Origin of the sequence: Paraburkholderia tropica, from assembly GCF_900109265.1 — a bacterium.
Taxonomy (GTDB): domain Bacteria; phylum Pseudomonadota; class Gammaproteobacteria; order Burkholderiales; family Burkholderiaceae; genus Paraburkholderia; species Paraburkholderia tropica.
Genome location: NZ_FNZM01000024.1, coordinates 1 through 13464 on the forward strand (window position 1 = coordinate 1; position 13464 = coordinate 13464).

Annotated in this window: 11 protein-coding genes and 1 pseudogene; 6 read left to right on the plus strand and 6 right to left on the minus strand. The window is 62.8% G+C overall.

The annotated features are described in order from the left end of the window. The 3 genes from BMY06_RS32020 to BMY06_RS32030 form a co-directional block, all read right to left on the minus strand. The coding region (locus BMY06_RS32020) for a transposase (protein ID WP_143064451.1) at positions 1–257 on the minus strand (257 nt) is incomplete at its 3' end. A 369-nt stretch (positions 258–626) separates the two neighbouring features. After that, entirely contained in the window at positions 627–1871 is a 1245-nt protein-coding gene (locus BMY06_RS32025) for a hypothetical protein (protein ID WP_074987121.1), read from the minus strand. A gap of 267 nt (positions 1872–2138) precedes the next feature. Further along, positions 2139–3146 (minus strand): hypothetical protein, encoded by a 1008-nt coding sequence (locus tag BMY06_RS32030; RefSeq protein ID WP_124263297.1) that lies wholly within the window; start codon positions 3144–3146, stop codon positions 2139–2141. A gap of 108 nt (positions 3147–3254) precedes the next feature. Between BMY06_RS32030 and BMY06_RS32035 the strand changes: the two genes are divergently transcribed. From BMY06_RS32035 to BMY06_RS32050, 4 genes are all read left to right on the plus strand, one after another. Continuing rightward, entirely contained in the window at positions 3255–3659 is a 405-nt protein-coding gene (locus tag BMY06_RS32035) for a helix-turn-helix domain-containing protein (RefSeq protein WP_074987123.1), read from the plus strand. Between the two features lie 67 nt (positions 3660–3726). After that, positions 3727–4722 carry a PGN_0703 family putative restriction endonuclease gene (locus tag BMY06_RS32040; RefSeq protein WP_074987124.1) on the plus strand — a complete coding sequence of 332 codons (996 nt, stop codon included), beginning with the start codon at positions 3727–3729 and terminating at the stop codon, positions 4720–4722. 374 nt (positions 4723–5096) lie between these two features. Then, positions 5097–6761: an energy-dependent translational throttle protein EttA gene (ettA, locus tag BMY06_RS32045; protein WP_074987125.1), complete on the plus strand. Its 1665-nt coding sequence runs from the start codon at positions 5097–5099 to the stop codon at positions 6759–6761. A gap of 219 nt (positions 6762–6980) precedes the next feature. Next, on the plus strand, positions 6981–8171 hold the full coding sequence (locus tag BMY06_RS32050; protein WP_074987126.1) for a DUF748 domain-containing protein: 1191 nt from the start codon (positions 6981–6983) through the stop codon (positions 8169–8171). A gap of 39 nt (positions 8172–8210) precedes the next feature. On the opposite strand, the gene BMY06_RS32055 is transcribed toward BMY06_RS32050, so the two are convergent. The 3 genes from BMY06_RS32055 to BMY06_RS32065 form a co-directional block, all read right to left on the minus strand. Continuing rightward, a complete protein-coding gene (locus tag BMY06_RS32055; RefSeq protein ID WP_074987127.1) occupies positions 8211–8834 on the minus strand; it encodes an HAD family hydrolase in 624 nt (207 codons plus the stop codon). Positions 8835–8891: 57 nt separating this feature from the next. Continuing rightward, positions 8892–10706 (minus strand): aminopeptidase P family protein, encoded by a 1815-nt coding sequence (locus tag BMY06_RS32060; protein WP_065062633.1) that lies wholly within the window; start codon positions 10704–10706, stop codon positions 8892–8894. A gap of 154 nt (positions 10707–10860) precedes the next feature. Further along, entirely contained in the window at positions 10861–11124 is a 264-nt protein-coding gene (locus BMY06_RS32065; protein ID WP_074987128.1) for a hypothetical protein, read from the minus strand. Between the two features lie 198 nt (positions 11125–11322). Between BMY06_RS32065 and BMY06_RS32070 the strand changes: the two genes are divergently transcribed. Beyond that, positions 11323–12024, plus strand: coding sequence for a response regulator transcription factor (locus BMY06_RS32070; RefSeq protein WP_065062637.1), 702 nt, complete (start codon positions 11323–11325; stop codon positions 12022–12024). 72 nt (positions 12025–12096) lie between these two features. Further along, positions 12097–13365 (plus strand): annotated as a pseudogene (gene hemA / locus BMY06_RS32075) (glutamyl-tRNA reductase); the annotation flags it as partial. Positions 13366–13464 lie beyond the last annotated feature (99 nt).

The following is a 13464-nucleotide window of genomic DNA, read 5'->3' on the forward strand; positions in this document are numbered from 1 at the left end:
ATCCGTTGCAGTTCACGAACCTGCTTTAGCGCGTCCGCCAGCTCTGATGCCGGAACGACTTCTTCGCCAGCCTTGACCGCCGAAAGGCTGCCGTCCTGGTACAGCTTGCGCCAGTGGAATAGCTGGTTCGGGTTCACGCCGTGCTGGCGAGCCACCAACGATACCGATTTCCCCGGCTCGAAACTCTCGCGCACCATCGACAGCTTCTGCTCCGCTGTCCAGCGCCGCCGACGCTCCGGGCCCGTCAACACGTCCATCACTTCCTGCCTGGTGTTAGTCAAAAACACAGTCTTATGCCTACCCGTTATTTTAAGTGGGTCGCTGTGTCCGGTGTTTCAGGGGGCTGCTCCAATCATCTCCCCCGCCGTTCTGGTTATGGAGCATCGCGAAGCCAACTACAGACAACTTACTGACCTCGAACGTATCCGCCCCGACGAAGCCAATCCACAACCGTGGGCACGATGCAGTCAAAATTAACCGCGCATCTGTAGGCGGGCAACAAAGCCGCCGGAACGCTCGGTTTCGCTCCCTGCTGGAGCATGGTGTGGTCGATGTGCGACGCTTGTATGCCAAAATTTGCGTGCTTAGACACCGCCCGCCGACCACCACGCCCATAAGCCATTGATTTAACTAAGGGAATCTGCTGCACTTTGAATCCGATCTGCACTTTCCCTGCACGACGAGCTGAATATCTGCTGTAACCTCTGCATCAGCTTCACTCGTTCACGACGTTCGCGGCGCGCTTTCTGCTGGTCAAGGTGACGCGCAACAGACCTTTGCCGGCGCTCGTGCTTGTAGACCTCCGCATTTGCCGATTCCAGTGCCGCGATTTCAAGAGTCTCGACTTCTGCGCGCAGCAGTGCCGGGACAATCGGATCGCCCACGCCAAGACCTCGACGGCGCAAATATCCCAAGTACTCCAGTCCGGCATACAAGCGTCGCACATCGACCACACCATGCTCCAGCAGGGAGCGAAACCGAGCGTTCCGGCGGCTTTGTTGCCCGATCTTGCGTGACACGCCGCACATCAACTTGCAGTCGGCCTTGCCTCCGTTCTTCAACTCGTCTGGGAACAACTCCGCGACCAACTGGAAAGGATCGGGACCGACGACAGACAGCACCTGCGCAGTCAAGTCCACTCCCTTCATGACGTACCCAAACCACTTCCATTGCTGCCACATCGAACCCGCTGAGCGCGTGCGCCATTCAACGTTGAATGAACACTTGTCCAATTCGCTAACACGCGAAATCTTGCTCAATCGCGCCTTAACCCACTCCTTGAAAGCTGGCCGTAACGAGTCGGGAATCGAGATCAAAAAGTGCGTATGGAATCCATGCGTTTGACCGATTTCGTGCACATACAACCATACGAATGGGTGCTTCCTCCCCACCTTATCGCGATACCACCGCTCCAAGGGTTTCCGAAACGAGTTGCAGAAAGCGTCCGCCGCATCTTCGTGCCGGTTTATGCCGAGCAGCTCCCAAGTTATGGAGACGTGGACATTGAAGACCTGCCCGTTAAAATTTGCGAAGGCGATAGCGCTGTAGAGATCAACGAACTGAGCCGCAGTCAATGGCCCGCGTGCATCAGGGGACACGGGCACTAGACGCTTCTGAAAAATGTAAGGGCTAGGAGCACGACTCGGGTACTCATGCTCCACCGCCTTTTCAAAATCTTCCAGACTGTCTCCGAAGATCGCTTGCGCAAGCTCACTACTTTCGCCACCGCCCGCCAGACGGTAACCGTTGCGCTTCCAGTCGGGAAAGCCCGCCTCAATGAAATGACGGGCTTTGTCCTCTTGCTCCCACGAAGAATGACCGTGCGTGGAGGCGTCGTTTGGCCGTGAGAAAGGGTAGTCAAGAATCTGCATCCAGTGCCTCCGTATCGTTCGGCGCCGAAAAAGGCGATAGCGCTCAGATAGATACGCTTCTCGGACCGAGACAATCACCCGAAAGGAGCGGCTCCGTACAAGGACGAGTAAGTCCGCATAGGTGCCCGAGGTGAAATGCGAACGCCTACGTACACATATAAGGTTGAGAGGCCCAAACGTACAAAAAACACCGAAAAAAAGCGTTCGCCAGCCTCCAGCAGCCGATTTATTTCAAATACCCTTCAGTCAATTGCCCGGCTTGCGGCCTCATTTCACAAAACCCAAAGCCACAAATTTCTGGGCAAGATCAAATGCCGGCTGCGGTGCTCTTCGCTGCGGGTCTTCGACGTAGCCACGATCCGCTGTCTTTTGCACGCATACCGGAATGACCAAAACAATCTTCTGAGTCTTCGGATCACGGCCGACATATTGACCACCGGGTGCCGTCTCCCCGTACAGAGCCAATGCTTCCGGACGATGAGGAACCATCTTTGAGTATGGGGTCATGTAGGAGAGGTAGTTTAGAACGTTGCCCCAACAGTCTGAGAACTCGTTGAAATGGTAGGGCGTCGTCCCCGCACCCACGAGTTTCCGAGTCGCTATGTCGTAGATACCCAACCCGAGGGCGATAGGATAGGGGGAATCTTGGTTCGCGGAATTGTATTGCGCGTCGAAGCCCTTTGCGATGTCCGATTCCTGCGGATCAAGGTAGGTCAAGGGCTTTTTCTTGATCGCCACCCCACCGCCTGACGCCGTCTTGCTTTGAGACGAAGGAAGCTCGCTCTGACTTACCGGCGTATCGGCGACCTTCTCCGCATCAGCGAACGCGGGAGTCGGCGGCGGCGTCTGGGACTGAAGAGACGTGTCAACGCATTGCAGCGTCACGAGCTCCGGCCCAAGCGCTGGCGAATTGTCCGTGTACTGGTCAACCGCGAGCGCGTGGACAAAGGTTTGTCCGCTCCGGTTGATGTCTCCCTGCGCCTGCCATGCCGAGTAATTCCGAAGGTTCGCCTGACACTCATCGAACGAATGAAAGTAGACCGAGGCCAAATTCGAGCGGTACATCTGCCGCGACGACAGCAGGAAGTGACGCTCCGTTACCGTAACTTTCGTCCAGTTGGGCGGATTGGGGCGAAAGTAACTTTGTTCAAATGCCCGAGCGTCTAATGTCGGTGAGGGAACACTCTTTCCGCACGCGGCCACGCTAGCGACAGCAACAACACTGAGGCAAAGAGTTCTTGCAAAAACACCCCGAGAGTTCGCAGTATTCTTCATGTGCGGCGCGATACCGATCTAATTTGTTGATTTGAGTTTCAACATATCACATCCTTCTTGTGATAGCACGTCCGCCCAACCATACGAGTTGTTCTTGAGGCAACAAATATGGTTGACAACGCTGGCGCACGCCAGAAAATCGGGAAGCGGCTGGGACAGCGAATCGCGGAGCAAAGAAAAGCTCTCGGCTGGACTCAGGATCAATTGGCCGAACAGGTCGGCGTAGATACTGAAACGGTATCCCGATTCGAGCGCGGTGTGGCAGTCCCATCCGTCCTGACACTCGACAAGCTGGCAAACGTGCTGAACACCAGCGTCTCCAGCCTATTGTCGGAGGCGTCCCCCAGCCCGTCCGATCAGGCGCTACGCATTTCGGCATGGCTGGATCGCCTGCCGTCCGAGGACGGGGTTTTCGTGGTCGCCCAAATCAAGGCTCTATGCGATCACCTTCACCAGCAACGTGGTAACGCACCTCTGAAGAGCAAAGCCAAGGGCAAGTCCAGCCCCAAGTAAATTACGGCGGCGGAGCTCTGAATCTCCTTGGGAGGGTCGAACGGCCCTCCTTTCCCAAGGAGATCACATGCAACACAATCGCCCGCCTCTCGTACCAACGAGAATCCTGAAGGCACACAAGGTTTATGAGCCCGGCGACAGCCGATTCATGGCTGCGGCCCGACTATTGCAGGCCCTATGGCGCGAAGAGAAAGGTTTGCCCATTGGCACCCACCGCAATGCCAAAGGCAAACGGTACAAGTTAGGTAGCCGACTCGATACCGAGTGCGCCGAAGCCGGTGGCAACTTCCTGTCCCCCGACATTGCGCGGCTCGCATTGCGCGAATCCGTGTATTGCGAAATCGGCGCGATGATCGAGCAAGAGCGTCTTTGGACCAATCTGCTATCGAGCCAGCCGCTGTGTTTCAACCTGTTCGGCGGGATGAAACTGGACATCGAGAAAGCCAATCGCTTCTTCCGGCATCTCTTCCCCGACTACGTGGAAACCGTTAGCGGCATTCACTTCGAGCACTCGCCGGGGCGAGGTAACCCGACCTTCACGCACGACTACACCGCCTTCGATGTCTTTGTCACTTGCACGACAACCCAAGGAGACAGCGGATTCGTCGCAATCGAAGTCAAATACACGGAGACCATGACCGAGCCTATCGCAACACTGCGACCGCGCTATGACGAGCTTTCCCGAGATTCCGGCATCTACAGCGATCCAGATGCACTAGCCCTGCGAGGAAGTCCGCTACAGCAGTTGTGGCGAGAGCACCTTCTCAGCCACAGCATGATTTCAAGCGGTGCTTACGCGTCCGGTCGATTCGTCGTGATGTATCCGAGGCAGAACGTCCATTGTGCGGCTGCGGTAAACGTCTATCAGCAGCAGTTGGCTCCGCGCGGCGCAAAGACGGCCACGTTCCAGGCGGTTGCCTTGGACGCGTGTGTCGATGCGTTGCGCGCAGCCGGTGACGACAAGATCGCGGTGGCGTTCCACCAGCGCTACTTGGACTTCGACCGAATCGAGCAAGCGATCTTCGGGCAGCAGGGCTGCGTAGAGGTGCCGCCGGTCAGTTAAAATAGCAAGCCAGAACGCCCCCATCCGGTCAATGTCCGCTGACGTTCGCCCCCATTCGATCAAAATGGGGGCATGGATGGGGGCATCATGAAAGCGACAATTGACTGCCCGCTAGCGCTGACAAGGCTTACCGGGCAGGTCTTACCGTTTAACGTTTAAGCGACGTCTTCGCAAGCGCCGAAAAAGCCCGCTCGTGAGCGGGCTTTTTTACGGATGACGATGCGCCGCGCCGCTCGCGGCCCCGCATCGCTCCCCCGCCGCCCGCGCCCCGTACAATAGCGGTTTGCGCATCCCGCCCGATGGCGAACATCGCGCGGTGCAAGACAGAATTCCGCCCTTTTTTCTCCCGTTTTTCAGACTCCAAAGACACTCTCATGGCCCAATACGTCTTCACCATGAACCGGGTCGGCAAGATCGTGCCGCCCAAGCGCCAGATCCTGAAGGACATTTCGCTGTCGTTCTTCCCGGGCGCGAAGATCGGTCTGCTCGGCCTGAACGGCTCGGGCAAATCCACGCTCATCAAGATCATGGCCGGCGTCGACAAGGACATCGAAGGCGAAGCCACGCCGATGCCCAACCTGAACATCGGCTATCTGCCGCAGGAGCCGCAGCTCGATCCGGAAAAGACCGTGCGCGAAGCCGTCGAGGAAGGTCTGGGCGACGTGTTCAACGCACAGAAGAAGCTCGACGAAATCTACGCCGCCTACGCCGAGCCGGACGCCGACTTCGACGCGCTGGCCGCCGAACAGGCCAAGTACGAAGCGATCCTCGCCACGACCGACGGCAGCGCCGAACAGCAGATCGAAATCGCCGCCGACGCCCTGCGTCTGCCGGCGTGGGACGCAAAGATCGGCAATCTCTCGGGCGGTGAAAAGCGCCGCGTCGCGCTGTGCAAGCTGCTGCTCGAAAAGCCCGACATGCTGCTGCTCGACGAACCGACCAACCACCTCGACGCCGAATCGGTCGAGTGGCTCGAACAGTTCCTCACGCGCTTCCCGGGCACCGTCGTCGCCGTGACCCACGATCGCTACTTCCTCGACAACGCCGCCGAGTGGATTCTCGAACTCGACCGCGGCCACGGCATTCCCTGGAAGGGCAACTACTCCAGCTGGCTCGACCAGAAGGAAGAGCGCCTGAAGCAGGAAGAAGCCACGGAATCGGCGCGCCAGAAGGCCATCAAGAAGGAACTGGAGTGGGTGCGCCAGAACCCGAAGGGCCGTCAGGCGAAGTCGAAGGCGCGTATCGCGCGCTTCGAGGAACTGTCGAGCACGGACTACCAGAAGCGCAACGAAACGCAGGAAATCTTCATTCCGGCGGGCGAGCGTCTGGGCAACGAAGTCATCGAGTTCAAGAATGTCAGCAAGTCGTACGGCGACCGTCTGCTGATCGACAACCTCAGCTTCAAGATTCCGGCGGGCGCGATCGTCGGCATCATCGGGCCGAACGGCGCCGGCAAGTCGACGCTGTTCCGCATGCTCACGGGCAAGGAGCAGCCGGATTCGGGCGAAATCGTGCAAGGCCCGACGGTCAAGCTCGCTTACGTCGATCAAAGTCGCGACGCGCTGGCCGCCAACAAGACCGTGTTCGAAGAAATCTCGGGCGGCGCGGACGTGCTGACGGTGGGCAAGTACGAAACGCCATCGCGCGCGTACATCGGCCGCTTCAACTTCAAGGGCGGCGACCAGCAGAAGGTCGTCGGCAACCTGTCGGGCGGTGAACGCGGCCGTCTGCATCTGGCCAAGACGCTGATTTCGGGCGGCAACGTCCTGCTGCTGGACGAACCGTCGAACGACCTCGACGTGGAAACGCTGCGCGCGCTCGAAGACGCCCTGCTCGAATTCGCGGGCTCGGTGATGGTGATCTCGCACGATCGCTGGTTCCTCGACCGTATCGCCACGCACATCCTGGCGTTCGAAGGCGACTCGCAAGTCACGTTCTTCGACGGCAACTATCAGGAATACGAGGCCGACAAGATCAAGCGTCTGGGCGAAGAAGCCGCGCGTCCGAAGCGTCTGCGCTACAAGCCGATCTCGCGCTGATCGCGTCGAACTCCCCCATCGCGCACCGCCACTGAGCGGCGCGGCGAACGACGGCGGCCTGCGGGCCGCCGTTTTTTTTGCGTCGGCTTTTGCGTCGGCTTTTGCGCGCGGCGTCACGCACGGCATGGCGGTTGCTGGGAACGCGCTACGCTACGGCCTTTGTCACACGCCGCGCAGTCGCCACGCCGTCGATCCTTTCTTTCACGCAAGGTGCCCCGCATGTCGTCGCCGAACCGTCCGCGCCCTGTTTCCCGCATCGTCCTGATCGCGGCGATCGTCGTCGCGGTGCTCGTGCTCGGCGCGCTCATCGGTCTCTACGCGTTGCAGCGCGACGCGAAGTCGCGCATCGAGGCGCTGCTCGCGCCGATCGGCACGGCCTCGCGCATCCATGTCTCGCTCACGCTCGATTCGATCGAACTCGACGACGTGCGCCTCAAGCCGCCGCCCGACTGGCCGACCGCCGACACGCTGCGCGCGCAGCGCATCACGATCGCGCCCGATCTGCGCGGGCTGCTCGCGCATCGCGTGCACATCCGCGACATCACGGTCAGCCATTTCACGATGACGGTCCTGCGCCGCCAGAACGGCTCGATCCAGATCCTGCCGAACCTGCGCGAGGAAATGGCCGCCGCCTCGCCGACTGAATCAGGTAGTGCGGCGGGCACGGCATCATCGGACAAAACCGAGCTGTCTTCGGACAAGCTGATCGATCACATCGGCTTCGACAACGGCACGTTCGACTTTTACGACCGTTCGGTGGGCACTCCGCCGTGGCGCGTGACGGTCAGCGAGGCGCAGGCGAGTGTCGATCACGTGCATCTGCCCGCGCTCGACGAGCCCACGCAAGTCGCGGTGAGCGGCGCGCTCAAGGGGCCGCAGCACACGGGGCATGTGAATTTCGGCGGCTGGATCCGCATCGCGACCAAAGATTCGCAGACGCGCACGACGCTGCGTGGCGTCGACATCACGATGCTCGATCCGTATCTGCTGAAAAAGGCCGGGCCGAAGGCGAACATCACGGGCGGCACGCTCGACCTCGACCTGAACGCGACGGTGAGCGCCTACCGCATCCACGCGCCCGGCACGATCACGCTGCATCAACTCCAACTCGCCGAAAGCAGCGACCCGCTCGACACGTTTCTGTCGATTCCCACGCGCGCCGCGGTGGCCGCGCTCAAGACGCACAAGGGCAATATCCGGCTGCGTTTCGTGCTCGACGGCAATCTGCACGATCCGAAATTCCGTCTCGACGAAAGCCTGATGACCGAGCTGCGCGCGGGCTTCGCGCAGGCGCTCGGCGTGAGCGCGCAAGGCGTGGCGCAGGGCGCGGGGCAAACCGCGAAGGGTATCGCCGACGCGCTGCGCAGCCTGCTGCAACCGGTCGCGCCCGCCTCGTCGACATCGAAATGAACGCGGATAAAGGGTGAAATCCGCGTAAAAAAACGCGCGTCAGACCGGCAGGCCGAGCGCGCGCAACTGCGCGTCGGTCTGCGCGTTGCTCGTGTGATGCACGCCGTGCCAGCCGAGCGCGGTGGCGGCTTGCGCGTTGTGCGCGTTGTCGTCGATGAACACGAGTTCGCCTGGACGCACGCCCGGCAACTGCGCTTCGATGCGGCGAAACATCTCGTGGAAAATCGCCGGATCGGGCTTCACGAGCTTCACGCGCCCCGACACCACCACGTCGCGGCAGCGGCGCAGGATGCCGAAGCGCTCCCACGCCCACGGAAAGGTTTCGGCGGACCAGTTCGTGAGGCCGAAGATCGGCACGTTGGCCGCCTCCAGCCGCTCGAACGTCGCCACGCCGCCTTCTAGCAGGCCGCCGATCATCTCGTGCCAGCGCTCGTAGAACGCGCGGATCAGCGCTTCGTGCTCCGGAAACTTCGCGACCAGCTCCTCGGTGCCGACGGCGATGAGCTCGCCGCCGTCCTGGCGGATCACCCAATCCATCGCGCAGACGTGCGTGAGGAACCAGCGGCGTTCCTCGTCGTCGGGAATCAGCTCGCGATAGAGATACTCGGGACTCCAGTCGACCAGCACGCCGCCGAAGTCGAACACGACTGCCTTGATCGTCATGCGCCTCTACTCCGTGTCGCTACTCCGTGAATGGCCTCGCCGTTCAGCGAGCGAAATTCAGATCGGCTGCGTGCGCTTTTCCAGCCAGGCGAGCGCGTCGCCGCTCACGTGCGGCGCGACGCGCACGCGCACCGTCTGGTGATACGCATTGAGCCACGCGCGCTCGTCCTCGCGCAACAGCGTCAGGTCGATGCAGCGCGTGTCGATCGGGCACAGCGTCAGCGTCTCGAACTTGAGGAAATCGCCGAATTCGGTCTTTTCCGCGGCCTGGTTCAGCACCAGATTTTCGATGCGCACGCCCCACTTGCCCGGACGATAGATGCCCGGCTCGACCGACGTGATCATGCCTTCTTCCATCGCCGTCCACGCCTCGGCGGGCGCGTAGTGCGAGATGACCTGCGGGCCTTCGTGCACGTTCAGGAAGTAGCCCACGCCGTGACCGGTGCCGTGGCCGTAATCGGCGCCCGCTTCCCAGATCGGCGCACGCGCGAGCGCGTCGAGCATCGGCGAGCGGATGCCGCGCGGAAACTGCGCGCGAGAGAGCGCCATCATGCCCTTGAGCACGAGCGTGAAATCGCGCTTCTGTTCGGCGCTCGGCGTGCCCACCGGCACGACGCGCGTGATGTCGGTCGTGCCGTCGAGGTACTGGCCGCCCGAATCGATCAGCAGCAGGCCGTCGCCTTCGATCACCGCATGCGACTCGGCGCTCGCGCGGTAGTGCGGCATCGCGCCGTTCGCGTTGAAACCGGCGATCGTGCCGAACGAGAGCGACACGAAACCCGGACGGCGCTTGCGCGCGGCCGTGAGCTTTTCGTCGATGGTGAGTTCGGTGATGGTTTCGCGGCCCTGCGCCGCCTCGAACCACGCGAAGAATTCGGCGAGCGCCGCGCCGTCCTGCTCCATGGTCGCGCGCACGTGGTCGGCTTCGGCCGCCGTCTTGCGCGACTTGAAGAAGGTGCTCGGATTGACCGATTCGACGAGCTTCACCGCCTTCGCGACGGCTTGCAGCAGCCCGTATGTCACGCGGCGCGGATCGACCAGCAGCGACGCGTCGGCGGGCAGCGCAGCGAGCGCCGTCGCGGCATCGGCGTAGGGCGCGACGCGCACGTTGTCACGCGCGAGCGATTGCGCGAGGTCGGCGTTCACCTTGCCGTCGGCGACGAACAGCGTGGCGTCGTCCGGGCCGATCAGCGCGTGCGCGACGAACACCGGGTTGTAGCTCACATCGGCGCCGCGCAGGTTGAAGAGCCACGCGAGATCGTCGAGCGTCGACACGAAATGCCACTGCGCGCCCTTCTCCGCCATCGCGCGGCGCACCTGCTCCAGCTTGCCCGCGCGCGGCAGGTCGGCGTGCGGCGCGGCGTGCTCGTAGACGGCCGCGAGCGGCAGCGTCGGGCGGCCGCTCCAGACGTCGTCGAGCAGATCGAGGTCGGTGCGCAGCGTCACGCCGCGCGCCGCCAGTGCGTCGGCCAGCGCGCGCGCCGAGGCCACGCCGAGCACCGCGCCGTCGACGGCCACCGTGCCGCCCGTGCGCACGTTCTGCGCGAGCCAGTCGACGTGCGGCGCGGTCTGCTGGCCGCCCATCATCTTCATCAGCTGGATGCCGGTGCCGGCCAGTTGCTGCTCGGCCTGCACCCAGTAGCGGCTGTCGACCCACACGCCCGCGAAATCCTGCGTCACGACCAGCGTGCCGACCGACCCCGTGAAGCCCGATAGCCACTCGCGCCCCTGCCAGCGGCCCGGCAGATATTCGGACAGATGCGGATCGGCGGACGGCACGAGAGCCGCATCGACGTGCGCGCTCGCCATCGCGGCGCGCAGCGCGGCGATGCGTTGGGGGATCGTGGACGTTTCGGGAAGTCGGGCGTTCATGGTTTCACCTGCGGATGTGGGACCGGCACCTCAAGTGTGCCGAAAGATGCGAGATCGGGTGCGCCGGCGTGTGGCCGGACCGCGCAGCGGGCGTAAGAGAAAGCGGAGGCGGACGTAGGAAGGCGCAAGTCAGCGTGCCGGAAAGCGGGAGAGGTCAGCGTCGCGCGCGCAGCGCGACTGCCACCGCGACACACACGAATGCGGCAGCCGTGCAGACCGGCCATTCGAGCAGTTCGCCGTCGTAGAAGAAGCCCGTGGCGCGCCCGGCGGCCTTGGCGAGCGCCGCGCCGGCCAGCGCCGCCACGACGGCGAGCGCGAGGCCGCCCGATGCGGCGCCCGAAGCGCGGCGGCGCGGATGGAACAGCCAGCCCGCCAGACCCACCGCGACTCCCAGCACGACGATGCCGAGCCAGCCCATTAGCGACTTGTCCTAGGGATTTTCAGAAAAGTCCGATAGGACCGTTGCTGCGCGGCGAATAGCATTTCTTTTTGTCTCATTAACAACAGTGCTTTCACTGAAAAACGGTCGGCTCGGCGCTTTCCGCGTAGCGGTTGAGTGTAGGGGGCGGGATGGCGCAAGGCAAGCGCGCCCGGCCCGCCGCGGCTGTAAACTGCTATGCGAATCGCCCTTGTCGAACCTGACGCGCGTCATGCTGAACTCGTCGAACGCCTGCTCATCGCGGGCGGTCACGCGTGCCGGCATTTTGCGCACGCTGCTCCGCTCATGGCGGCGCTCGAAGACGATACCTTCGACCTGTTGATCGCGGCGCACTGGTGCGGCGATCAGAGCGGCGACGACCTCATCCCGCACGCGCGCCGCCTGCTGCCCGGCCTGCCCGCCATCGTGCTGATGGCCTCGCCGCACGAAAGCGAGATCGTCGGCAGTCTCCAGGCGGGCGCCGACGACTGCATCAGCAAGCCCGTGCGCGGCCCCGAAATGCTCGCCCGCATCGACGCGCTGCTGCGCCGCGCCGGCGTACGCCGCCCGCGCAACCGCGCGCGCCATGGTTTCGGCGACTATCTATTCGATTCGGCACGCTACCAGGTGTCGTTTAGGGGTCAGACTGTCACGCTGACACCGAAGGAATTCCGCTTCGCGCTGCTGCTGTTTACGAACGCCTCGCGCCCCGTTTCGCGCGCGCGCATTCTCGAAACGGTGTGGAATCTGAACCGCGACGTAAGGTCGCGTACGCTCGACACGCACGCCTCGCGGCTGCGCAGCAAATTGCAGCTCGGGCCCGAGCATGGCTGGCGTCTGACGACGCTGTACGGCTTTGGTTATCAGCTTGAGCGGCTGCCTATAAGCCCAGCGGAATAGCCCGACATTGCGGGCGACAATGTCAGATGCGCGGAAAAGTTATAATATCCGCCTAAATCTTCGCCCCATGGTATGCAGCTTCTAACGATCGGAATCAATCACCACACCGCGCCCGTCGCCTTGCGCGAACGCGTGGCGTTTCCGCTCGAACAGATCAAGCCGGCCCTCGCGCTCTTCAAGGAAGCGTGGTCCGGCGGGCGCCGCAGCCTCAGCGCGCCCGAAGCCGCCATCCTCTCCACCTGCAACCGCACCGAGCTCTATTGCGCCACCGACGCGCAAAGCTCGCGCGATTCCGCCGTGGAATGGCTCTCGCACTACCATGGCATCCGCGCCGAAGAACTCGCGCCGCACGTCTACACGCTGCCGCAGTCCGAAGCCGTGCGTCACGCGTTCCGCGTGGCCTCGGGGCTCGACTCGATGGTGCTCGGCGAAACCCAGATCGTCGGTCAGATGAAGACCGCGGTGCGCACGGCCACCGAGGCCGGCGCGCTCGGCACCTATCTGAACCAGTTGTTCCAGCGCACCTTCGCGGTCGCGAAGGAAGTGCGCAGCACCACGGAAATCGGGGCGCAATCGGTGTCGATGGCCGCCGCCGCCGTGCGTCTCGCGCAGCGCATCTTCGACAAGATCGCCAACCAGCGCGTGCTGTTCATCGGCGCGGGCGAAATGATCGAGCTGTGCGCCGCGCACTTCGCCGCCCAGCAGCCGCGCGAACTGGTGGTCGCGAACCGCACCGCCGAGCGCGGCCGCTATGTGGCCGAGCGTTTCGGCGGCAAGTCGATTCCGCTGTCCGAACTGCCCACGCGCATGCACGAGTTCGACATCATCGTGTCGTGCACGGCGTCCACGCTGCCGATCATCGGTCTCGGCGCGGTCGAGCGCGCGGTGAAGGCGCGCCGTCACCGCCCGATTTTCATGGTCGACCTTGCGGTGCCGCGCGACATCGAAGCCGAAGTCGGCCAGCTCGAAGACGTGTTCCTCTACACCGTCGACGACCTCGGCACGATCGTGCGCGAAGGCAACGCCTCGCGCCAGGCGGCGGTCGCGCAGGCCGAAACCATCATCGAAACGCGCGTCGCGAACTTCATGCAGTGGCTCGACACGCGCAGCATCGTGCCGGTCATCCGCCACATGCACACGCAGGCCGACACGCTGCGCCGCACCGAACTCGAACGCGCGCGCAAGATGCTCGCGCGCGGCGACGATCCGTCCGCCGTGCTCGAAGCGCTTTCGCAGTCGCTGACCAACAAGCTGATCCACGGTCCGACGCAGGCGCTCAACTCGTCGAGCGGCGACCAGCGCGACTCGCTCATCGAAATGATGAGCGGTTTCTACCGTCACGGTCAGCCGGCCAAGGTCGGCAAGACCGACGAAGCCGCGCCCGAAACCTCCACGCAGGCGTCGAATCTCGACGCGGCGTCCAACGCGTCCGGCTCTTCG